At 67.6% G+C, this 21,890-nt stretch carries 21 protein-coding genes, 1 tRNA gene and 1 pseudogene; 6 read left to right on the forward strand and 17 right to left on the reverse strand.

Annotated elements, in window-relative coordinates; translation table 11 throughout:
* The first annotated feature begins 168 nt into the window (after positions 1–168).
* From O4H32_RS12245 to O4H32_RS12260, 4 genes are all read left to right on the forward strand, one after another.
* Positions 169–2,982, forward strand: coding sequence for an ATP-binding protein (locus tag O4H32_RS12245; RefSeq protein WP_269359567.1), 2,814 nt, complete (start codon positions 169–171; stop codon positions 2,980–2,982).
* A gap of 108 nt (positions 2,983–3,090) precedes the next feature.
* Positions 3,091–3,969, forward strand: a complete 879-nt coding sequence (gene rfbA, locus O4H32_RS12250) for a glucose-1-phosphate thymidylyltransferase RfbA (protein WP_269359569.1) — start codon at positions 3,091–3,093, stop codon at positions 3,967–3,969.
* A complete protein-coding gene (gene rfbC, locus O4H32_RS12255) occupies positions 3,966–4,514 on the forward strand; it encodes a dTDP-4-dehydrorhamnose 3,5-epimerase (protein ID WP_269359571.1) in 549 nt (182 codons plus the stop codon). Before rfbA ends, rfbC begins: the two co-directional genes overlap by 4 nt.
* Before the next feature lie 116 nt (positions 4,515–4,630).
* Entirely contained in the window at positions 4,631–5,536 is a 906-nt protein-coding gene (locus O4H32_RS12260) for a recombination-associated protein RdgC (RefSeq protein WP_269359573.1), read from the forward strand.
* A gap of 68 nt (positions 5,537–5,604) precedes the next feature.
* On the opposite strand, the gene O4H32_RS12265 is transcribed toward O4H32_RS12260, so the two are convergent.
* The 4 genes from O4H32_RS12265 to O4H32_RS12280 all read right to left on the reverse strand — a co-directional run bounded on the left by O4H32_RS12265 (position 5,605) and on the right by O4H32_RS12280 (position 15,943).
* Positions 5,605–6,897, reverse strand: coding sequence for an aspartate carbamoyltransferase (locus O4H32_RS12265; RefSeq protein ID WP_269359575.1), 1,293 nt, complete (start codon positions 6,895–6,897; stop codon positions 5,605–5,607).
* A gap of 144 nt (positions 6,898–7,041) precedes the next feature.
* Complete coding sequence (locus O4H32_RS12270; protein ID WP_269359577.1) at positions 7,042–7,578, reverse strand: hypothetical protein; 537 nt, start codon at positions 7,576–7,578, stop codon at positions 7,042–7,044.
* Positions 7,579–7,691: 113 nt separating this feature from the next.
* On the reverse strand, positions 7,692–9,962 hold the full coding sequence (pbpC, locus tag O4H32_RS12275; RefSeq protein WP_269359579.1) for a penicillin-binding protein 1C: 2,271 nt from the start codon (positions 9,960–9,962) through the stop codon (positions 7,692–7,694).
* Positions 9,963–9,970: 8 nt separating this feature from the next.
* A complete protein-coding gene (locus O4H32_RS12280; protein ID WP_269359581.1) occupies positions 9,971–15,943 on the reverse strand; it encodes an alpha-2-macroglobulin family protein in 5,973 nt (1,990 codons plus the stop codon).
* A 133-nt stretch (positions 15,944–16,076) separates the two neighbouring features.
* On the opposite strand from O4H32_RS12280, the gene O4H32_RS12285 reads away from it, so the two are divergent.
* Positions 16,077–16,155, forward strand: a tRNA-Ile gene (locus O4H32_RS12285).
* Positions 16,156–16,163: 8 nt separating this feature from the next.
* Positions 16,164–16,421: a hypothetical protein gene (locus O4H32_RS12290; protein ID WP_269359583.1), complete on the forward strand. Its 258-nt coding sequence runs from the start codon at positions 16,164–16,166 to the stop codon at positions 16,419–16,421.
* On the opposite strand, the pseudogene O4H32_RS14995 reads toward O4H32_RS12290, so the two are convergent.
* The 13 genes and pseudogenes from O4H32_RS14995 to O4H32_RS12355 all read right to left on the reverse strand — a co-directional run.
* Positions 16,326–17,057 (reverse strand): annotated as a pseudogene (locus O4H32_RS14995) (tyrosine-type recombinase/integrase); the annotation flags it as partial. The gene O4H32_RS12290 and the pseudogene O4H32_RS14995 sit on opposite strands and share 96 nt — an antisense overlap.
* A gap of 71 nt (positions 17,058–17,128) precedes the next feature.
* On the reverse strand, positions 17,129–17,461 hold the full coding sequence (locus O4H32_RS12300; RefSeq protein ID WP_269359584.1) for a hypothetical protein: 333 nt from the start codon (positions 17,459–17,461) through the stop codon (positions 17,129–17,131).
* Positions 17,462–17,616: 155 nt separating this feature from the next.
* Positions 17,617–17,862, reverse strand: a complete 246-nt coding sequence (locus O4H32_RS12305) for a helix-turn-helix domain-containing protein (protein ID WP_269359586.1) — start codon at positions 17,860–17,862, stop codon at positions 17,617–17,619.
* The gene (locus tag O4H32_RS12310) at positions 17,855–18,706 is read right to left on the reverse strand and encodes a hypothetical protein (protein ID WP_269359588.1); all 852 of its coding nucleotides are present in this window, start codon (positions 18,704–18,706) and stop codon (positions 17,855–17,857) included. The genes O4H32_RS12305 and O4H32_RS12310 overlap by 8 nt, the downstream gene beginning before the upstream one ends.
* Positions 18,707–18,852: 146 nt before the next feature.
* Entirely contained in the window at positions 18,853–19,212 is a 360-nt protein-coding gene (locus tag O4H32_RS12315) for a hypothetical protein (protein ID WP_269359590.1), read from the reverse strand.
* Entirely contained in the window at positions 19,209–19,523 is a 315-nt protein-coding gene (locus O4H32_RS12320) for a hypothetical protein (RefSeq protein ID WP_269359592.1), read from the reverse strand. Before O4H32_RS12320 ends, O4H32_RS12315 begins: the two co-directional genes overlap by 4 nt.
* Before the next feature lie 58 nt (positions 19,524–19,581).
* Entirely contained in the window at positions 19,582–19,716 is a 135-nt protein-coding gene (locus O4H32_RS12325) for a hypothetical protein (RefSeq protein ID WP_269359594.1), read from the reverse strand.
* A complete protein-coding gene (locus O4H32_RS12330; RefSeq protein ID WP_269359596.1) occupies positions 19,710–20,141 on the reverse strand; it encodes a hypothetical protein in 432 nt (143 codons plus the stop codon). The genes O4H32_RS12325 and O4H32_RS12330 overlap by 7 nt, the downstream gene beginning before the upstream one ends.
* The gene (locus tag O4H32_RS12335; protein ID WP_269359598.1) at positions 20,138–20,413 is read right to left on the reverse strand and encodes a hypothetical protein; all 276 of its coding nucleotides are present in this window, start codon (positions 20,411–20,413) and stop codon (positions 20,138–20,140) included. The genes O4H32_RS12330 and O4H32_RS12335 overlap by 4 nt, the downstream gene beginning before the upstream one ends.
* Before the next feature lie 61 nt (positions 20,414–20,474).
* Positions 20,475–20,819 carry a hypothetical protein gene (locus O4H32_RS12340; protein WP_269359600.1) on the reverse strand — a complete coding sequence of 115 codons (345 nt, stop codon included), beginning with the start codon at positions 20,817–20,819 and terminating at the stop codon, positions 20,475–20,477.
* Positions 20,816–21,061, reverse strand: coding sequence for a hypothetical protein (locus O4H32_RS12345; RefSeq protein WP_269359602.1), 246 nt, complete (start codon positions 21,059–21,061; stop codon positions 20,816–20,818). The genes O4H32_RS12340 and O4H32_RS12345 overlap by 4 nt, the downstream gene beginning before the upstream one ends.
* A gap of 2 nt (positions 21,062–21,063) precedes the next feature.
* On the reverse strand, positions 21,064–21,243 hold the full coding sequence (locus O4H32_RS12350; RefSeq protein WP_269359604.1) for a hypothetical protein: 180 nt from the start codon (positions 21,241–21,243) through the stop codon (positions 21,064–21,066).
* Positions 21,244–21,381: 138 nt separating this feature from the next.
* Entirely contained in the window at positions 21,382–21,882 is a 501-nt protein-coding gene (locus O4H32_RS12355; RefSeq protein ID WP_269359606.1) for a hypothetical protein, read from the reverse strand.
* Positions 21,883–21,890: the final 8 nt, after the last annotated feature.

The following is a 21,890-nucleotide window of genomic DNA, read 5'->3' on the forward strand; positions in this document are numbered from 1 at the left end:
TCCCCAGACTCATGAACCGCGCTTCCACCCCGCTCGTCCGCCCTGTCTCCGCACGGAGGCCGCGTTGAGCCCGTCCCCCCCCCCCCCCCCCCCCCCCCGGGGGGGCGCGGGGGGGGCCCCCCCCCCCCCGCGGCCGGGAACCGATACGGTCGCGGAGGACGAGGACTGATGTTTCACCTGCAATCCCTGGAACTGCTGCAGTGGGATTACTGCCAGCGCCTGACGCTGCCCCTGGACGGCGCCATCATCACCGTGGCCGGACCCAACGGCTCCGGCAAGACAACGCTGCTCGACGCCATGCGCACCCTGTTGGGGCTGGACTGTTCGGGCGGGCGCAACTACAAGACCTACGCCCGCCACGCCAACGCCGACACGACCTGGCTGCGCGCCGTGGTGGACAATCGGCCGCACGGTCGCCAGACTTCCAGCCGGCCGTTCGCGCGCAACCTGCTGTACGCGGATCAGGTGACCCTGGCCTGCCGCATCGACCGCAACGGCGGCGACTGGCAGCGCCGCTACCTGATGGCCGACGGCGACGTGCCCATCGAGACCCTGATCGAGGCGCCCGACAAGGACTGGCTGGGTATCGAACACTGGCGCAAGCGCCTGGAGGGCGCCGGGCTGTCACGCGCCATCGCCCGCGTGCTGGCCCTGGAACAGGGCCAGACCGACCGGCTGTGCGAATACTCCCCCAAGGAACTGCTGCGTCTGGTCTTCGACGTATTCGGCGACCAGGAAGTGCTGGACCGCTACGAAGAAGCCCGCCGCCACCTGCGCGAACAGCAGGCCGAGGTCGAGATGGCCGAACGCGAGCTGGCGCATGGCCGCGCGCAGCTGGCCGAACTCGAAGCCCGCGTCACCCAGTACCGCCAGTACCGGATCAGGCTGCGCGAACGCGAGGAACTGGCGGCCGAGGTCGTCCCGGTGCTGGAATGGCACGAAGACCGTCGCGCCGTCACAGCCGGGCTGAATGAGCTGCATCGCCAGCGCCTGCAGCACGCCGCGCAAAAACGCCAGCGCGCCCAGGACCAGGCAGAACTGCTGCGTCTGCTGGAAGCCCGGCAGGCCGCCCAGGATCACGTCCTGGAACTGGAACGACAAAATGACGCGGCGCAAGCCGCCCTGCAGCAAGCCCGCGATGCCGAACGGCCGGTCGAGGATCTGGTCAAGGAGGCGGAGGAACTGCAAAAACTGGCGGCCATCGAAGGCGACGCCGCCCAGTTGTCCGACCGTGTCCGCGACCTGGAATCACAGAAATCCGAACTGGACCGCCGCTGGCACGCGGCCAACGATCAACGCGCCCGGATCCAGTCCGGCCTGGACGGTCTGCGGGGCTGCCACCAGGCGCCACCGCCGCCCGAGGTCCAGCGTTTCCAGCGCACCCTGCGCCAGCAGGAGATCGGCCACCACCTGATGGCCGATGTCATCGAGATCACGGACGACGCCTGGCGTGACGCCGCTGAAGGCGTGCTGCGGGCCGCGCGCTGGGTGGTGGTGCTGGACAACCCCGGAGACGAAGGCCGGGCCATGGCCCTCGCGGAAAAAGAGCGCTATCGCCATTATCTGGTGGCCGATGCGGAACGCGCGCCATCCACCCCGCCCCCCGACAGCCTGCTGGCCGTCCTGCGCTTCACCGACACCGCGCCGGGCTGGCTGCTGCACCAACTGGCACAGATCCGCCGGGTCGCGGACACCCAGGCCGGCGCCCGGGCGGGTGGCGAATGGATCACGCCCCAGGCCTACTGGCGCGACCGTCGGGGCGGACGCAGCGTCTGGGTCGATCCGTCCGGGCACCAGTTCGGCGCCGCCGCGCTGACCGCGCGCGCCGAAGCATTGCAAGGCCAACTGGCCCAGGTGGACGGACAACTGACGGAGCTGGCCCAGCGGAAAAGAACGCTGCAACGCGAACTGGACGCGGCGCGCCGGGCCGGGGAAGGCCATCGCGCTGCCGAAGCGCTCATCCGGAACAGCGAGGCCTTCGAGCAGGCACGCCAGCAATGGCCCACCCTGAAACAGGCCCGCATCGAAGCCGGCGAACGCTGGCAGTCCCTGCAGGAAGCGCATACCAAAGCGGTCGCCGGGCGGACCCGTGCGGAGAACCGCTACGAAAGCCTGCAGCGGCGCCTGTCCGACACGGAAAAAGACGCCGAACGGACCGAGCGCGACTGGCAGACGCGCCGCCAGGAGCTGCGGGGCCGCGCCGCGGCGTCCCAGACGCTCAGGCGGCGCTTCCCTGCGCACTGGACCACCGTCGAAAAACGCCGCGCCCTGATCGAGCACTATCAGAACGCCACGCAGGCCAGACTGCGCGCCGAGAACCTCGAACGCGAACTGGCCGAGGGCCAATGGGAGACGGACGCCACCGTCGAGGAAAAACTGCTGCTGATGCAGACCACGGCCGGCGACCAGGCGACCCGCCTGGAGACCTGCAAGGCGCGCAACGCGGCGGCCGTCACGGCCGTGTCGAACGCCCGCGAACGCTACATCGACGTGCTGCGCGCCACGGTGCGCCGCTATCGCAAGAACATCACCGACCTGGGCACCCTGGCCGGCGTCGAGGTCGTCGCCGACCTGCCCCATCTGGACAACGACGACACCGTGCTGCGCCAGGCCGAATTGAAGGTCAGCTTCAATTTCGACGGCAAGGGCCGCATCGGGCTGAACGACGGCGAGGCCTCGGGCGGCCAGCAGGTGATCAAGTCCCTGATCCTGCTGGTCGGCTTGCTCAAGGACGACGACATGTCCGGCGGCTTCGTCTTCATCGACGAGCCCTTCGCCCACCTGGACGTGCGCAACATCCAGTTGGTCGGTCATTTCCTGAAGTCCACCCGCGCCCAGTACGTGCTCACTACCCCGATCACGCACAACGTGGAAGTGTTCGAGCCGGCCGATATCACCCTGGTCACGTCCAAGAAACCGCGCGACGCGCGCTGGGCGCCGCCCATCGGCGTGCTGCAGCGGCGGGCGGAGGCGGCGGTCTGAGGCTCGCGTCATGGAGTCGCCCGCCCGAAAACCGCCGCCAGATTCCGGCATCGCCGCGTCCCGTTCCCCGCTACACTGGCGTCTATCCCTGATCCCCCCAAGCGCTCCATGAAAGGCATCATCCTCGCCGGCGGCTCCGGCACCCGGCTGCATCCGATCACGCGCGGCGTGTCCAAGCAACTGCTGCCCATCTACGACAAGCCGATGATCTACTATCCGCTGTCGGTACTGATGCTGGCCGGCATCCGCGACGTGCTGGTGATCTCGACGCCCGACGACCTGCCGGGATTCCGGCGCCTGCTGGGCGACGGGTCGGACTTCGGCATCACCCTGTCCTATGCGCAGCAGCCCTCGCCCGACGGGTTGGCGCAGGCCTTCCTGATCGGCGCGGACTTCATCGGGGACGACCGGGTCTGCCTCGTCCTGGGGGACAACATCTTCTACGGCTACGGCTTCAGCGGGATGCTGCGCGAGGCCGCCCAGCGGGCCTCGGGAGCCACGGTCTTCGGCTACCGGGTCGCGGACCCGCAGCGCTTCGGCGTGGTCGAATTCGACGCCGGCGGGCGCGCCGTGTCCATCGAGGAAAAACCCGAGCGGCCGAAATCCCCCTATGCCGTCACCGGCCTGTACTTCTACGACAACGACGTGGTGGACATCGCGCGCCGGGTAAGGCCCTCGGCGCGCGGCGAACTGGAAATCACCGACGTGAACAACGCCTACCTGCGGCGCGGCGACCTGTACGTCAAGCTGCTGGGCCGGGGCTTCGCCTGGCTGGACACGGGCACGCACGAAAGCCTGCTGGACGCGGGCACCTACGTGCAGACGATCGAGCGCCGCCAGGGCCAGAAGGTCGCCTGCCTGGAGGAAATCGCCTTCAACAATGGCTGGCTGGACCGCGCCGGACTGGAAGCGCGCGGCGCAAGGCTGGACAAGACGGACTACGGGCAATACCTGTTGGCCCTGGCGCGCGAGGGCGCCGGACGATGAAGGTCATCGAGACCGCCCTGCCCGGCGTGCGCATCATCGAACCCCAAGTCTTCGGCGACGCACGCGGCTGGTTCCTGGAATCGTTCAGCGCCCGCCGTTACCGAGCGGAAGCCGGCATCGATCTGGATTTCGTGCAGGACAATGTTTCGCGCTCCGCGCGCGGCGTGCTGCGCGGACTGCATTTCCAGCGAACGCGGCCGCAGGGCAAACTGATCCAGGTGATCGATGGCGCCGTCTTCGACGTGGCCGTGGACATCGACCCCCGGTCCGCCACCTACGGACAACACGTAGCGGTGGAATTGTCGGCCGAAAACCACCGCCAGATCTGGATCCCGCCCGGCTATGCGCACGGCTTCTGCGTCACCAGCGAGGCCGCGACCTTCCAGTACAAGTGCACGGACTACTACGATCCGGCCGACGAGGGCGGCCTGGCCTGGAACTGCCCCGACCTGGCGATCCCCTGGCCGATCGATACCCCCGTCCTGTCGGACAAGGACCGGCGGCACCCGGGGCTGAAGATCTGGGCGCGGACGCAGGCCCGCTGAACCGGCCGCCTTTTTTTAGCGCGTACAATTGAGGCCCCTCTGATTGGGGGCCCTCTGAATCAGAGAGGCCTCCCGTCCCGTTTTCACCGCCGCCCGCCGGCCCGCTCGACAAGACCATGTGGTTCAAGAATCTCAAACTTTACCGTCTCGCCCCCAACGCTTCCCTGACCGCCGCCGACCTTGAAGCGGCCCTGGAACCCCTCGCCTTCCAGCCCGGCGGCAGCCAGGACAGCCAGGTATCGGGGTGGCTGCCCCCACGCGAAGACAGCGGTCTGGCCTATGCGCAGCACGGCCAGATCCTGCTGCGCCTGCAGACGGAAAAGAAACTGCTGCCGGCCACGGTCGTGAACCAGGCCAGCCGCGCGCGCGCCCTGCAGATGGAAGAGCAGCAGGGCTACAAGCCCGGACGCAAGCAGATGAAGGAAATCAAGGAGCAGATGACGATGGAGCTGCTGCCGCGCGCCTTCGTCATCGCTCACGACACCCGCGTCTGGATCGATACCGTGAACCGCTGGGTGGCCATCGACGCCGCCGCCACCGCGCGCAGCGACGAAGTCCTGGGCTTGCTGGCCAAGACCCTCACCCCCTTCCCCATCGTGCCGCTGCACGTGGAGATGTCGCCGGGCGCCGCCATGACGTTGTGGCTGTCCGAGGACGAGGCGCCGGCCGGCTTCACCATCGACCAGGACACGGAGCTGCGCTCCACCGGCGAGTCTCGCGCCACCGTGCGCTACGTGCGCCAGACGGTCGAGCTGGACGAAGTCCGCCGCCACGTCCAGGCCGGCAAGCAATGCACGCGCCTGGCCATGACCTGGAATGACCGGGTTTCCTTCGTGCTGACCGAGAACCTGGACATCAAGCGCGTCGCACCCCTGGACGTGCTGAAGGAACACCAGGACGCCCAGGCCGCCAACGAGGCCGAGCAGTTCGAGGCCGACTTCGCCCTGATGGCGGGCGAACTGGCGCGCATGCTGGACGACCTGGTGGCGGCCCTGGGTGGAGAGCGGTCGAACACGCAATAGCCCCCTGCGGACTATTGCGTGCCGCCGCATGCCGGGCGACGGCCTGCGGTCCGCCGCCCCTTTCCCGATCAGTCGATCCCGTGGAACACGCTGTCGTCCGGGCCGATGTGGGACGGCGGCGACCAGGTGACGTCACGCAGCGAATGCTGCACCAGGCCCTCCACCCCCATCAGCACGGCGAAGATCGCCATGCGCACCGGGATGCCGTTGTCCGTCTGGCGGAAGATCGCCAGGCGCGGGTCATGGTTCAGGTCGGTGCCGAGGTCGTTGGCGCCCTCGCGGCTGTCGCGCGGCAAAGGGTGCATGACGATGGTGTCGGGGCCGCAGCAGGCGTCCACGATGGCCTTGTTGACCTGGAAATCGGCCGTATAGCCTTCCAGGTTCTCGCCGGAAAAGCGCTCTTTCTGTACCCGGGTAGCGTAGACCACGTCGGCGCCTTTCAGGCCCGCCGCCAGATCATGGGTCTGTTCGACGACATGGCCGTTGCGGCTGGCCTGGTCCAGCAGGTATTCCGGCATTTCAAGGCCCGGTGGCGAAACCAGGGTGAATTTCATGCCGCGATACAGGGACAGCAGCTTGATCAATGAATGCACCGTGCGGCCATATTTCAGATCGCCGGCCATGACGATGTGCGCCCCGTCCAGCAATTTTCCCAGGCGCGAAAATTCCGTGAGGATAGTATAGAGGTCCAGCAGCGCCTGGCTGGGGTGTTCGCCCGCGCCATCGCCGCCGTTGACCACGGGAATGTTGGTGGCGGCGGCGAATTCGGCCACCGAGCCCTTTTCCGGGTGCCGGATCACCATGGCGTCCACGTAGCCGCTCATCACACGGCTGGTGTCGTAGATGGACTCGCCCTTGGCCATGGACGAAAAGGTGAAGCCGGTGGTATCGCATACCGAACCGCCCAGGCGGCAGAAGGCCGCGCCGAAGCTGACCCGCGTGCGCGTGCTGGCCTCGAAGAACAGATTGCCCAGCACCGCGCCCTCCAGGACGCGGGAAACCTTGCGCCGGCGCGCGATGGGCTGCATCAGATCGGCCACGCGGAACAGTTCCTCGACGGATTCCCGGGTGAATTGATCCACCGACAGAAGCTGATGCTTGTTGTTGGTGGCGATGCGGTCGCGCAGGGGGCCTGACTGTGCGCTTTGCGCGTATTTTTCCATCAGCGCGCTGTTCTCCACGATCTCGGTGACGAAACGGGAGACGACTTCCGGCATGGCGCGGGCTTCCTGGGAGCCTTCCGGCAACAGCCAGGTATCCAGGGCGCGGCGCTTGACTCCGATACGGGCCGCGAACACATCGCGGGTCAGGTTCAGGCGGCGCATCGCGTCGCGCAGGAAGACTTGCTGGGAAATCGCCATGACCGGCTCCTATATACGCAATGCGTAGATTTTCACCGATCGAACGAAATTCGGGCAAGCGGAATTTTCAGCGCCCCGCCGGGCGCGTCGAAAAAACAACGGGTGGCGACCCGCTCCGCAGGCGGGGCGCGTGATTCCCCGGCCTCAGAACGCGCCCATGGGCGCGGCGTCGACCCCGGCCACCGAGCGCGCGGCTAGTTCGGCATTGTGGGCGGAGCCCACACCGAAGGCGAGCTGCTGCTGGGTGATCGGCGCGGCATACTCCGGCGCGGCCAGCATGGTGTGGCCCACGACCAGGGCCAGACGCAGGCCCGGATTGGCCGCCGTGGCCTCGCGCAGCTTGCGCAGACCCTCGTCGCCCAGGATCAGCACCAGCACGCCATCGCCTTTCTGGTCGGTCGCCGACTGGATGCCGATCAGGTCGCCGCGATCGATCACCGCCATCGGCTGCACGTACAGCATGCCGGACGGTTTCAGAGGTACCGGCGTCCAGCCGGGCCGGGACCGGGTGTCGGCCAGAAACACCCGGAGATCGAGCGCCTGCCGGTTTTCGACGATGGCGTGCGGGGCCCCGACCGCCTGTGTCTGCGCTTGAGCCGATGCCGTGACCCGGGTGTCCGCCTTTTCCATGCCGCCCTTCGCGCCAGGCAAGGTCTGGCAGCCGGCCAAGGCCGCCGCCATCGCGCACACCACCGAACCCCTCACCCATCGCCCACATCCAAACTGCCGATTGCGCATTCCTCGTTTCCTTTTCATCCTGTTCATCATTTCATGCTCGCCTATTCAGGCTGTCATCAATGGGTACCCGGCGCATCAGGATGGTTCCCGGCCGGCCGCTCGGCGCCTGTCGCGAAGCGTCCGCCCCGGACGACCACCCGGGCACGATCCAGCACCGAGCCGCGCGCGTCCCGCAACTCAAACACGTGCGAGCCCGGCCTGGGTGTCCAGTCCGGCGCCAGATCCGGTCCGTGGACCCTGCCATAAGGCTCGCCATCCAGGAACCAGTGTGCGGCCACCGGCCGCGAACCGGCATCCGCCGCCCGCAGGCGCAGGCGTTGGCGGTCCCAGGGAATGTCGGGGTCCAGGGCCAGGATGGTGCCGTCCACCGGTTCGGCAATGCGCGGGCTTCCCTGGCCGGCTCGCATGGCCGGCGGCGCGAACCGGGCCTGGGCCGTATCCCCCAGGAAATATTCGACGCGCGCGGGCTCCAACCCCTGGCCGAACACCACTGTCTGGGCGGTGACTTCCGCTGGTCTGGGGGGCGCCGCGGGCACATGGTCCCGGTAGAGCCGGTCGAACACATCATGCCAGATGGGACAGGCGCCGCTGACGCCCGATACGTTGCGCATGCTGGCCCCGGCGCTGTTGCCCACCCAGACACCCACCGTGTAGTCCGCCGACCAGCCCACGCACCAGTTGTCACGCATGTCGCGGCTGGTGCCGGTCTTCACCGCCGTCCAGAAGCGTGTGGTCAGCGGACTGTCCAGCCCAAAGGTCCGGGCGCGCGCCGGACGGTCGGCCAGCATGTCGCCGATGATCCAGGCGGCCTCGGGCGAATACAGCCGGGTCCCCGCCTGGGGACCGGCGCCGGGCCGGGCTTTCAGGTTCACAGGCGCGTAGTCGCCCCCGCGTGCCAGCGCCCGGTAGGCGTTGGTCAGGGACAGCAGCGTCACGTCCGCCGAGCCCAGCGCCAGGCTATAGCCGTAATAATCTCCGCCCCGGGTCAAAGGCAGGCCCAGGGCGACCAGGCGGCCTGCCAGCGCATCGGGACCGACCAGCATCAGCGTGCGCACGGCCGGCACGTTCAAGGAGGACGCCAGCGCCGTGCGCGCGCTGACCCAGCCCCCGAACCGGTGGTCGTAGTTGTCCGGCACGTAGAGCCCGCCGCCTCCGTCCAGTCCCACCGGGCTGTCGTCCAGCAATGAAGCGGCCGTCAGGCGCCGCTGGTCAAGCGCCATGCCGTACAGAAAAGGCTTCAGGGTCGAACCCGCCTGGCGGATGGCCCTCGCATGGTCCACGTCGGCTGCCTCGGACAGCGCACCGGACGAGCCCACATAGGCCAGCACGGCGCCGCTGCGGTTGTCCAGCACCACCACGGCGGCATCGGTCACCCCCGTGCCGCGCAATTCCTCCAGATGCCGGCGCACGGCGCGCACCGCCGTCTCCTGCAGCACGGAATCCAGGGTGGAGCGGATCTCGCCCCGCGCATCGGCCTGGCCGGCGTCCCATAACAGCCGGGCCCAATGCGGCGCCAGCGCCGGCGCGTCGAAACGCGCCTGATGGACACGCGACAAGGCCGCCTGCGTGAAATCCCGCAGGCCCCGGCATTCACCGGGCCGGCCCAGTTCGCGCAGCAGAGCGCAGCCGCGCTGAACCAGCGTCGGGAGCGGCGCGTTCGGACCGCGCAGCAGCACGGCGGCCAGGGCGGCTTCGCGCAGCGTCAGGCCGGCGGCGTGTTTCTGAAACATCACGCGCGACAGGGCATCGACCCCGACCAGTTCGCCGCGCCAGGCCGCCAGGTTCAGATAAGCCTCCAGGATCTCGGCCTTCGACCAGCGGGATTCCAGCGCCCGGGCCGCCCACATCTGGTCGATCTTCTGCAGGACATCCCTCCCGCCCGGCCCGCGCCGCAGCCCGGGATCCAGCAAGGCCGCCAACTGCATGCTCAAGGTCGAGGCGCCCCGCCGGACGCCATCGCCCCAGGCGGACGACCAGGCCGCCGAAGCGCTCGCCAGCCAGTCCACCCCGCCATGTTCATAGAAACGCCGGTCCTCGGACAGGACCACGGCCCGCTGCAAGGCGACCGAGACCTCGGCCAGAGGCAGCCAGTCGCCACGCCGGCTGGAAAAATCCGTACGCAGGCGCTGCAGTTCCCGTCCGTCCGAGGCCAGCAGCCGCGCGTCGGAGGGACGCCAGTCCGCCCGGACTGCCGCGTAGTCCGGCGGGAACGGAACCGGAACCTGCGCCCGGGCCAGGGGCGCCGCCAGCGCCAGGATCAGGGCCAGGCCCGGCAAGGACGCGACGGCCCGCCGGACCCGGCGGCGCATCCGGTCCCACGGTTCCATCCGGCCCATCAGGGCTGAGGCTCCACACGCAGGGAGGCGTTGGGCGCCTCACCGAAGACATCCGGCTGGTACAGGGCCTCGGCGCGCGTCGGCGGCAACTGGTAATCCCCCGGCACGTTCAGCCGCACCGTGTATTCCAGTGTGCGCTCGCCGGGTTCCATCACTTCGTAGTAGGCCCGGAACACGCCGGCGCCGCGTTCGACGAAGCTGGGCCGGTTCCACCAGTCTTCCCGGTTTTCACCCGCCGTCGACAGACTGGAATCACGCCCCAGGCCACCGCCCAGAACGGACGCCCCCGCCGGCACCGGGTCGCTGATCACGGACCACGCCAGGGCTTCGCGGGCCCGGACGCGCAGGCGAACGCGGTAGACATCGCCCACCGACCAGCGGTCCGGCCGCGCCCTGAACACCGGTATCACCGTGCGCTCGACCCGCAGGCCGGCGTCCCTGGCCTGCGTCAAGGGCACGGCGGCGCGCGCCAGGACCGTGGCCCATCCGCCTCCCTGTCCCTGCTGGCTGATTTCCAGCGTGCCCTTGCGGCCACGCGGCCAAGCCAGATCCAGAGACTGCCGACGGACGCCATCCGCCAGAGGCATATCGGCCCAGGACAGCACGGCCGGCTCGCCCGGAGGCAGGGCCACGCGCACCGCGCCCTCGCCCGCATGGGTTTCCATCCTGCGGGCGAACTGATCCACCGCCAGCGTGCCCAGGACATTGGCCGTGGTCGTGGACCAGGCGCCCCCGCGCTGCATGGACAGCAGGCCGGTCAACAGGCGCGGCAGATCCTCGCGCCAGCCGGGCCGGTCCAGCACCGTCATCAGCAAGCGGGCCTGGGCCGTGGCGGGATTGCTCATCAGCCACCAGCCCGAGTCCACCGTGTCGTCGGCCAGGACCAGCGCCGTCCCATGCCTCGACAAGCGCGCGCGCAACACGGCTTCGGCCTGGGTCGAAAGCGCTTCACGGTCGGCCAGATCCGGCACATGCCGCAGGATCGAGAGCCAGGTGACCACGGCAGCCGTCGGCCAGCCGCTGATTTCCAGCGCGAAGCTGTCCAGCATGCCGGGCTGCCAGGCGCCGGCCAACGCCAGCGCGTCGACGGCGATCAGCCTGCGCCAGAACTCGTCGCGCACAGGCGCCCAGCCGTCCTCCGTCAGGCGGCCGGACACATAGTCCTGCAACGCGGCCAGCATGCCCTCGCGCGTCCCGGCGGGCAACCGGTAGGCGTCGTCCGCGGCCCGCGCAGAGAGCTCCAGCAGATGCGCCGTCAGGACCACACTGCCCCGGCCACCCGGGAAATACGACAGCAGGCCGGATTCTGTCTGGTAGTCGGGCAGACGCATCAACGCCCGCCACGCATCCGGATCCCGCCGTCCCAGCGCCTTGGCGCTGAGCTGCTCGACGCAGGCATAGGGATAGGCGTCCAGCCAGGCGCGCACGCCGGGCAGGGATCCCGCCAGGCTGGATTGCAGGCTGACCCGGACGCCGCCGCGCGCCACGCCAGCGGCATCGGTCAGCGCCCGCGCCGTGGCGTCCACCGGCACCCGCTGCGGCACGCCGCCCACGATCCGCAGCAGCGCGGCCTGGCGCACCGTCACCGGCACTGCGGGCAGCAGCGTCTGCGCGACCGATATCCGGTCGGATGCCGCCTCACCCTCTGTGGTGCGCGCCTCGAAAAGCCAGTTCAGCGTTCCGGTTTCCGACTGGCCCGACAGCGGCGGCGCCGTCACCGGCCAGGCCACGGTCTTCGACGCGCCCGGTTCGAGCCGCAGCGTCTGCCCGGGCAAGGCCTGTCCGGCCCCGTCCGCCGGCGTCACGCTCGCCGACAGCGACAGCGCCATCGGCCGGTCCGTGCGGTTGCGCACCGTCGCCCGCGCCTCGTAATGGTCGCCTTCGCGCGCCACCAGAGGCAGTCCCGACACCACTTGCAGATCCTGGGTGCTGACGATGTCCGAGAACCCGGTACCGAACAGGTCCGGCCCCTGATCGACCACGGCCACCAGCCTGAAGCGCGTCAGGGAATCGTTCAGCGGCACCTCCAGCGTGGCCTGACCCTGCGCATCCAGCGTCAGGTCGCCGCGCCACAGCAGACGCGTGTCGAACAGTTCCCGCGTGGCGTTGAAGCCGCCGCCCCCGCCCGCCGCCACCGCCTTGCGGCCGTAATGGCGGCGGCCGACGACCTCGCCCTGTCCGGTGGCGGTCTCCACGCCGTAGTCGCGCTCCACGCGCATGGCGCGCAGCAGGTCCCAGCTGGCATTGTCGCGCAGCTCCAGCAGAGCCTCGTCCACGGCGGCGAAGGCCACACCGGCCCCGGCGGCCGGCTTGCCATCGGGCCGGGTCGCCTGGATGCGGACCTGGGCGCGCTGGCGCACCTGATAAGTGTCATGGTCGGCCTCGACCTTGACCTGCAGGCGGTCGGCTTCGCTCTGGACCCGGATGCCCGCCAGGCCGAAGCGGAACGCCGGCCTGGCCAGATCGACCAGGCCGGTGGGTTCCGGCGCGTCGTCGGAGCGGGCGGAGCGCGCCTCCATCCAGTCCAGCGGATGACGCCAGCCCCAATCGAAAAACGACGCCCAGGGCACCTGGCGGATCCGGCCGCGTACAGCGAGCACCGAAACGTAGACATTCGGCCCCCAGCCCGCCCGCACGGGCAGGCGCACGACGGGCGCGTCGCCGTCGAGCTCAACCACATGCGTCTCCAGCACACCCTCGCGCTCCACCGCCACCAGCGCGCGCGCCTGGCGGAACGGCATGCGCACGGTGAACTCGGCGGTCTCGCCGGGCTTGTAGTCGGCCTTGGCGGGGATCACGTCGATCCGGTCGTCATTGCCCTCGCCGAACCAGGCCTCGTCCCCCCACACCCAGATCGAAGTCGAGGCGCGCGACACGCGCGACTGCGCATCCCGGGCCTGGGCGAACAATTCGATCCGGCCGTCCCGGTCGAGGCTGACCGGGCATTCCAGTTGCCCCTTGGCGTCGGTCATCCCCTGGCACAGGGTGCCCAGGGAGGCGACCTGCTCATGGGAATCGTAGGCGTAGAAGCCGCCCACCAGCCGCTTGCGGGTGCTGTAGGTGGTGCGCACACGGCCATCCAGCTGGACCGGCACGCCGGCCTGCGGGCGCCCGGCCGTATCCAGCGCCAGCAGCGTGACGTGGGATTTTTCCCCGCGCGACAGCCAGCGCCCCGTCCGCAAGCCGACCACCGTCGCCGAAGGCCAGACCTGCGCCGTCTGGGCCAGCGTCTGGATCTCGCCGGCGGGGTCCTGGAAAGAAGCCTCGAACAGCCAGGACTGGGGCTCGGCCGGGCGCGGCAGATCCGTCAGGTCCACCCGCACCCCGCCCTGCGCATCCAGGCGCAACGGACGGCGGTCGAGGATCAGCCGCCGCAGGCCGGAGGCCGCGGCGCCGGCGGATTCCGGATTGCCGGACTCTGCTGCATCCTCTCCGGCGACGCCTTCCACCCCGAAGCTGAAATCGCCGTACCCGGCGAAACTCGGCGTCAGGGGCCGCGCCACCGCCGACAGCGTGGCGGGCAGGTCGCGGGCCGGCCCTCCCGAAACCCAGGCCAGTTGCAGATCGGCGCGCACCGATTGCGGCGCCACCAGCGGCCCTGCGGCCCGCGCATCGTCCCCCGCGATCTTCAGCGAGCCGGTCAGCAGCGGCAGCTTGAAGGACTCGACCCGGAAATCGCCGGCATGCAGCCAGGGAGTCCAGTCGTCAGCCGACCCGCGCGCCACTGGTTGCAGTTCGATCGAATAGGTGCCCAGGCGGGCCTTGCGCGGGATCGTGTAGTCCAGCAGGGCGTACTGCCCCCCGCCGGGGCTGGTCTTCCAGTCCAGCGCCAGCGTTTCGGCATCGCCCGAACCTTCGTGCGTCAGCCGCACCTGCGCGGGCAGGCGGCCGGCCGGCAGGTTTTCCACCCCGTCGCGGCCCAGGCGGCGCAGGAAGAGCTTCATGGACACCGTTTCCCCCACCCGCAGCAACGTGCGATCCAGCACCGCGTGGGCCACCAGATCGGGATCCGGGGAGCGGTTGACCGGCACGTTGAAGCGCCAGGGCTCGATGCCCCTGCTCCAGCCGGACCAGGCAAAGGAAAAATCCGCCCGGCCACGGGCCTGGGGATGATCGGCGGCGATGCGCGCCGTGACGAACACCCCCGATTGGCCCGTGCCTTCGCAGTACTTGTCCGTCGGCACGGGCGTATCCGCATGCCAGAGCCCCCGCGCGTCGGTCTCCCCGTCCAGCAGACGCTGCCCGTCGCAATCGAGTACCGCCACCCGGGCGCCCCCGACCGGACGGCCCTGGTCGAGCGACGTCACCCAGACCAGGGTGTCGTCGCGCCCCGCTTTCAGGTGGACCGCCAGGTTCGTCACCAGCACCGCCGAACGCACATGCATGACCTGATCGTCCGAGGACGCGCCTTCGCGCTTAAGCAGCGCGGCGCCCAGGCGGGGCGAGGCGACCTCCAGCACGTGCAGCCCCGGATCGGCCAGAGGAATGCCGACCATTTCGATGTCCTTGCCCTGCGCATCCTGGACGCCGGGCAGCGTCAACGTCCGGACCGCGTCCTTGGGTTCGAACACGGAACGGGAGCGCACGTCGACGAGGGGCTCGCCTTCCCGGGCCGCGCGCGGCGGGCGCAGCGCCAGCCGGTCCTCGAACTGGCCGGCCGTCATCCGGCCGTCCTGGAGATTCGCGACCCGGGCATACCATTGCAGGGCTCGGACATCGTCCGTGATCACCTGGTCGCTCACCTGACCGGCGGACAGGACCAGATCCCGGGTCCGCAACTGGGGCTCGACCCGGCGCAGGGCCAGGGGCGCCAGCGCGGGCCGCTCCTGGCCCGGCGCACCCTCGGCGAAACGTTCGACGATGCCGAAATCGCCGGAGGCGAACTTCGCCAGCGGGGGCATGGCGTCCATCCCGATCGTCAGGGGAAAGCGGTCCGCGTTGGCCAGCGGCAATCCCATCTCGTCGCGCAGCGTATCGGGCAACGTCAGCGTCAAGGTCGACCGCTCCTCGAAAGGCGGATCGAATTGCAGGGTCTCGACCGTGTCTCCCGACGGATCCTCGCCATCGGGGCCGAACTGTCGCGCCACGCGCGGCCCCTGCGGGGTGTCCAGTGCGACGCGTGCCGCCAGGTCCCGGGGCACGGGCCTGGAGAAGGCCACGAGAATGGGAAACAGCGGCGAACACGGCGCCTGCGCGTTCGTCCGCGTGCAGCTCATGACCGCGTTGAACGCGTCGCGGACCTGGAAGTCCTCCGCGAAACCGGTCGTGGAAGGCACACCCGGTCGTCCATCCCGCCCCTCGGAACGCACGCCGGCCTCCACCACCAGCCGCACCTGCGCCTTGGGCGGCAGCAGACGTTTGCACTGCAGCAAGCGGGCGTCATCCCAGGCATCCGCCTCGTCGACGCCGGCCACCGCTTTCAGGATCCGCGCGCGATCCACGCCGGTCACCAGGCGCGTCGGCACGGCCTCGCCCAGGCCCTCGACCTCGCAATAGGCATGGTCCAGCAAGGACCGCGTGTCCGGCGCGGCGTTGAACCGCAGCACGAAGACCTGATCCTCCGAGATCGTGCGGTCCCAGGGCCTCACCAGGCGGGCACGCGGCCCGCCGGTGGCGAAACGGCGCGCGTCGCCTGCCAGCGGCTGGCCCTGGAGATCGCGGAAATCCGGATTGGGCTTGGCCTGGCACGACACCGCGCCCGCCAGCGGCTTGTCGAAGACATAGACCCAATGCCGCGGATCGGCCCAACGGCCCGATCCCGTGACCGCGTCGTCGTCGCAGGCGATCAGGAACGGATCGGCCGCCGCCGCATCGCCCAGCGCCACGGCCGGCGCATCGAAATCCGCCTGCACCCGGGCAATCCGGGCCATCATGCCCTCCGGGGAAAACCGTGTCACAGATAGGGCGTGAGCCGAGGCGGAGCCGCAGAGAATCAGCGCCGCCAGGGCGATGCGTGGGAAAGGATGCCGCATGAATAGCCCTCCCGGGCTTGCTGTTTTTATGTCCGGCGACCAGATTACCATTGGCGCGGGGACTTGTTCAGCCGAACCCTATGCGATAATGCCGGACTTCCGGCCCCGGGCGCACCCTGCGCAGGGCGGGATCGGGCCTCTAGCTCATGCCTGGTTAGAGCAGCGGACTCATAATCCGTTGGTGCCGAGTTCGACTCTCGGGGGGCCCACCAGAATTATCATGTTGAATCAGTACCTTATCGCCACCCTGCCCGGTGGCGATTTCCGTTTCTGGGGTATGGTGTGCCCAAAACGTGACCGCGTTCGCGTGGGCTTCCAAGTGGCTGGGTGCAAGGTGCGCGTACTTCTGCACCATTTCGATGGTTTCCCATCCGCCCAGTTCCTTGACCACCAGCAGAGGCGTGCCGGCCTGCACATGCCAGGACGCCCAGGTGTGCCGCAGGTCGTGAAACCGGAAATCCTCGAGGCCTACTTCTGAGCATGCCCGCTTGAAACACCTGGAGTCGATCTGGGTGATACGCCCCGGGGTATCTCCCTTGCGTGGCCTGCGCTCGAAGACATAGCGAACGGCCCCCTGCAGGCGCCGGCGCAAGACCGCCACCGCATCCCCATTCAGCGGGATTGACCGGGCGCAGCCTGACTTCGCCTGCTCCGCCCTCACCCATGCTGTGCGGTTCTCCAGGTTCACGTCTGCCGGCAGCAGGCCCAGCAGTTCGTCCTCCCGCATGCCTGTGGCCACGGCCACCAGGGCCACATCTTGCATCCATGGGATCGAAATAGCCCGGATAAGCGACTGGATGACAGGCCGAGGTTCCCATCGCACGCGCTTGGACGGCTCCTCGAACCTCTCAAGCTTCGGCGCCTTCGACAGCCAGTCGCGCCCTGCGGCAAGGCTGAGAATGCGCTTCATAGTGGACAGGTAGCGGTTCTTCGTCGCAGCCGAAACCGGCGTCGGCTTGCGGTGCTTGTGGGTCGTGTGCGTGGGCAAGGAATTCATGATCTTGCCGGAGGTCAAAGAGCGAATTGGCGTGTCGCCACCCAGTGCCTCGCGCCAGTACATGACGTGCCTGGCCTTGGCCTTGTAGTCGCTCTGCCCTTCCGAGATTTCGAGCATCGCTAGGGCCGCCGTGTCGAAAACGATGTCGGGGGCCTCGCCCAGCTTATCCTGGCGCCACAACTCGGCTTTCAGCCGGTCGTGGTATTCCTGGGCTTCGCGCCGGCTACTCGTGCCAGTAGAGCGTCTAATTCTTTGGCCGCCTGGCGTGCGGATATCAAGCCACCAGGTGCCGTTACGCTGTCGGATCGACATGATGAATCTCCTGTTGACCGCAGCGCCAGCCGTGTGACTTTGTAGCGCGGGCGGGTAATTTCTTCAAGGCGGGACGGCCAGACCCTCCAGGCCCGACACCCTTCCAGACGGAAGCCGATTTCATGGCGGCGGGCGAACACGGTTTGATATGACAGGCCCAGCCGGCGCGCGGCCTCGGCCAGGCTGATCGCGGTTTCGTCAGGCTGCATGCTGGACCTCATGTTCCGTTTCTGCGGCAGCCAACCGGATAGCTTGCCGCCACACCCGGCCCGGCCACCGCAACTCCGCCCGCCGGGCCGCGTCCGGATCCTGTCCGGAAAGCACGCGGCGGGCGTCAGCGAGGCATGGCGCGGGGACATAGACATCAGCCACGTTCCGCCTCCGCTGCTTCCGCTTCGGCCCGGGCCTTCCTCTGCCAGCCGATCACGCAGCCCTTCGTGACGCCGAGTTCCGCTGCAATCGCGGACGGGCTCTCGCCGCGGGCAATGCGCTGGACCGCGAGGATGCGTTCGTAGGGGTCTATGCGCGGCATGTTCATTTTCCGCGCGGGAGGCGGGCGGTAGCCTTCGATCTGGTGGATCAGGCCGGCGAATGGATCGAAGCTATGCATGGCTGCCACCTCTCGCTCGGGCGATGTCCAGCGCTTCGACAAATTCCATGTCTGGGCGTGCATGCCAAATGACGTCCACATCAGGCGGGTATGCCGGCTCACCCGGATCGTCGCATGATTGGAACCACTGAAACCAATAACGCCACCGCTGCGCATCCTCCCGATCCTGGGCGCTGGGCTGCGCATGGGCGTAGACCACCACCTTTGAGTAATCTGCGTCAGGCCATTCCGCCTCACGAAAGAACCGTTGTGGGACGAAAGTTTCCAAGGCATTGGGAATACGCTTGTCGCAAACAATGACGCCATATGGCACCGGCTCCTGCGCTACAGGGGCGGCACTGATCGGTTGTCCCAGGCTCCACAAAAACATGCAGAAGTTCGCCACGTCTCGCGGGTCGCCTTTCTCGACGTGCGCGCGCAGCATTTGCGACAGGTCGGCCGGATCGCACTCATGCCAGCCGTGCCGCCCCTTGGCGCGGGCCTGGGCCAGCTTGTCTTTCATGGCGACGGCGAAGTGATCTACTGCATCGTCGTCAATGTGGGCGTTCGGCCCCACGCTTGCGGCAGGCTGGCCGCTGCCGTAGCGGGCGAGTAGGGCGCGGCCATAAACAATGGCTTCATCTTCTGACCTTCCGGGGTTGGGCAGTGAGTACCAAAGATTGAGCAAGTCCGCATCGCTCGGCATCCGGCCCTGGCGGTCGGCTTCGACTGCGGCTTCGGCTGTGGCGCGGGCGTAGTCGCGCATGGAGCTCTCGCCCCAGAACTTGCCGGTTTCTCTGACGCCGTGAACAATTCTGTCATAAGGCGGCAGCGGCGGTAGGGTGATGTCAGTCTTGGTTGTCATGATGTTCCTTTCGGTTCCGTTCTGCGTTTCGCACTGCGCTGGAAAGCACATCCGGGTCTTTCGTAGTTGCTTGTGTCTGGGCCAGCGCATTGCGCATCCTCATTTCCTGAAGCTCGCCCGGATGGAAGATCGGGGTTCCGTTTTGGTTAGTCAGTGCCATCGCTGCCTCCCTGTTCCTGTGCAAGTGCGGCGCGGGCGATTTTTCGCATGGCCGCAGTGCTCATTTCCTGATCACGTGCATGTGGGTAGACGGCGATGGTTTCCAGCGCATCCCGCATCCGGTCGTAATCGGCCAGAAGGGCGCGGATGGTTTCGGGCTCTACGGCCACACACCCATGCACCCGAGCGCCACCCCGAATGCCGTGCAATTCAACGGACGGTACGCCTGCGGGCAGCCTCCTTCCACTCATCCAGCGCACCCCTTCCATTTCGGCTACCGCCATGTGATCGAGGCGCAATGAGCCATCGGCAAGCGCGGCCCACAGGTCTTCGTATTTATCAGTCATGGCATGGCCCTCCCGATTGCAGCGGCAGCGCGGACGATGGCGCGGCGGACAGCGGCATGCGGATCGCCTTCTTCCTCGCAGTCCTCAAATCGACCGGAAAAATCAAAAGCCATGACCGCTCCTGCCTCGCGGTTGCCGTAGTTGATATTGATGCCAAGATTTACAGACAGCCGCAGCGCATCGCCGTCGTCTTCCAGAGGCGACCAATACGTCAGGCTATCCAGCACGATGCCGGGCATGTCCGGCTGGCTCACATGGGTAGTGCGTCCGATGGCCTTCGCGGCCAATTCCAGCAGTTCTCGGTCAGTCATGGGATTCTCCTGCTCCTTTCGGAAGAACCTCGACGCCGACTAGCGATGCCATGTCGTATCAGGATTCGCCGTAGCCGCCCACAGTCAGGGCGTCTTGGAGATCTGGCACGTCGATGTCGAGTGTCCTCAGATACTCGCCTTCGGCTCCACTTGTGCCATCGCGCCACTTGTTCTTGATGATGAATCTCAGCATTTGGATTCTCCTGATAGAGCGGCGTCCGCCGCTGCAAGAATTTCGCCTGTGGTGCGAGTTTCGTGGTCGATCCGCCACCGGTCTTTTTCGGTGATGATGGTCGGCCTGCGGCAAGCTTCTTGCAGCGCCCCAGCAGCCCAGCGCAGCGCATAGCGCAGACGTGTTTTCTCGGCTTCCAGTGCTGCGCATGCCCGGCGCAGGCCATCACGCGCCTGGGCGTACTCCCGCAGGGTTTTGCTGTCTCGATCATGTTGAGCTCGCAAGCCTGCGTTCTGTCGGTCCAGGCGTTCGATCTGGCCCTTGGCTTCGGCTATCTCCGCTGCCTGGGCGTCCATGGCGTCTGCAGCCTCGTTCATAATCCGCATCGTTTCTTTGCCGTCGCGCAGGTACGGCCCGTCGCGCAGCTTCTGTGTGTCGATGGTCATTTCAAAGCCTCGTCAATTTGGGCCAGCACGGCATTCAGATCGGCCACGCCGGCCAGCCCCTCGCGGTCGCTGTCCGGGATCACGCCGCCGATACCGTGACACTCGATCAGGTCATCACGCTCGGCGGCGATCTGGGCGCGGGCGAGTTTCAGGGCCGTGCGCAGGCTGGTGGTCGTGCTGGCAGCTTCGCGCAGCAGATTCGCTGTTGCGTGGTTGCCCTCAGCACGGTGGGCTTGCTCGGCCAGCAGTAGGGCTCGGGCGTCGATCATCATTCCTCCCACGGTCCCGGAAAATCCCGGCCCGGCTTCTGGCGCCTCTGGCGGCTGCGCTTGCTCATTGGATTTGCTCCACTCTCCCGCCGTAGAGGAACACCTCGCCGTGCTCGCCAATGCTCACGTTGGCATCGTCGTACTGGCGCAGCGCCTTCTTGACGGCAGTTTCGGCGTTATTTCGGTAGGCATCGAAGTCGCGGCGCAGGGCCTCGTATTTGGCCTTCCATTCGCGCTCGATTCTGTCGTAGTAATCGGATGGCGGCGGCGTATAAAAGGCCATCCCGTAGTTTTCGTGGCCACCCTGGACACTCTCTGCGAGCGCGGCAATCTGATCATCTGTCAGCTTCAGATCGCATTCGTCGGCTGCGATGCTGACGCATTCTTTCCAATATTCGAGCTCGCTCATGTCCGCTCCCTGGCTGCAAGCATGGCGTCGGCCATTTCCTGATCCAGTTTCTTCGCCGTTGGCTTGGCGAATACGTGAATCCAGGCCTCGGGCCTGCCGTAGCTCGCCTCCTCGTCCTCGTCGTTTTCGTCGTTTTCGTAGAGCGGCTCAACGATGTGGCCACCGGCCTCGGCAGGCATGACATACCGCGCGACATGGCCGTATTCGTTGTAGACCTCGTCGCCGGTCCTGAATTTGCTCATCTTCAATCTCCAATAGGGTGGGCAGCCAGCGCGGTGATCCGGTAGCCGCCTTCAAGGTTGTCCATGCACCACTGCCGGGCGCGCTGGGCCTCCGAATACGTCGCGTAGACGGTCATGCCGTAGATCGCGCCGTGATCGTCCACAACGGCCCAATACCGCTGCATCCGTGCTTTGCTGCTCATGTCTTTCTCCGATGTTGGGGCCCCGGTGCTGGCCCCGGGATGCAGATCACTATCTGCGCCGCTACTGCCGGTTCCAGGTACGACGGGCAGCCGCCGAAGGGAGTGCGCCATGCGCCCCAGCCTGGCCTGGGAGGGGAGTTACTGAATCGGCCCGTCTTCCGGCGGCACCAGGGAAAATTCGATTTCGCCGCCCATCAGGGTCGAGAGCTTGCCGACCTGCTTTTCGTCCGGATTGCACTTCACGCGGAACGAAACCACGACGCTGCCGCCGTCCATGGGCTCGATCACGAAACCGTCGATGGTGGTGTCGGTCAGTTCGATGTCGGATTTCCCAGTGCCGTAGTGCACCGTGAACCCGGCGCCGACGATCTGATGGACCCAGCGGATGGCGTTGATGTTGCTGCCGAACCGCAGGCGGGTCTCACCTGCTTCGCCAGCCTTATCGACCAAGTCTTCTTCGCCCGGGTTCGGCTTGCGGAACAGCATGGATTTCAGCGTCGGGTGGAACTCGGCAAGAACGTCATTACTGAGCGTTGTCGTGACTTTCAAATCGGCGCCCGGCACATTGTCGGGACCGTGCTTTTCCGTGCGAAGGTTGAAATTGGTGAACTGGCCGACTTGTTGAGCGAGTGACAGCATGGGGATTC

It is taken from the genome of Castellaniella denitrificans (assembly GCF_027214045.1).
Lineage (GTDB): Bacteria > Pseudomonadota > Gammaproteobacteria > Burkholderiales > Burkholderiaceae_B > Castellaniella > Castellaniella denitrificans_A.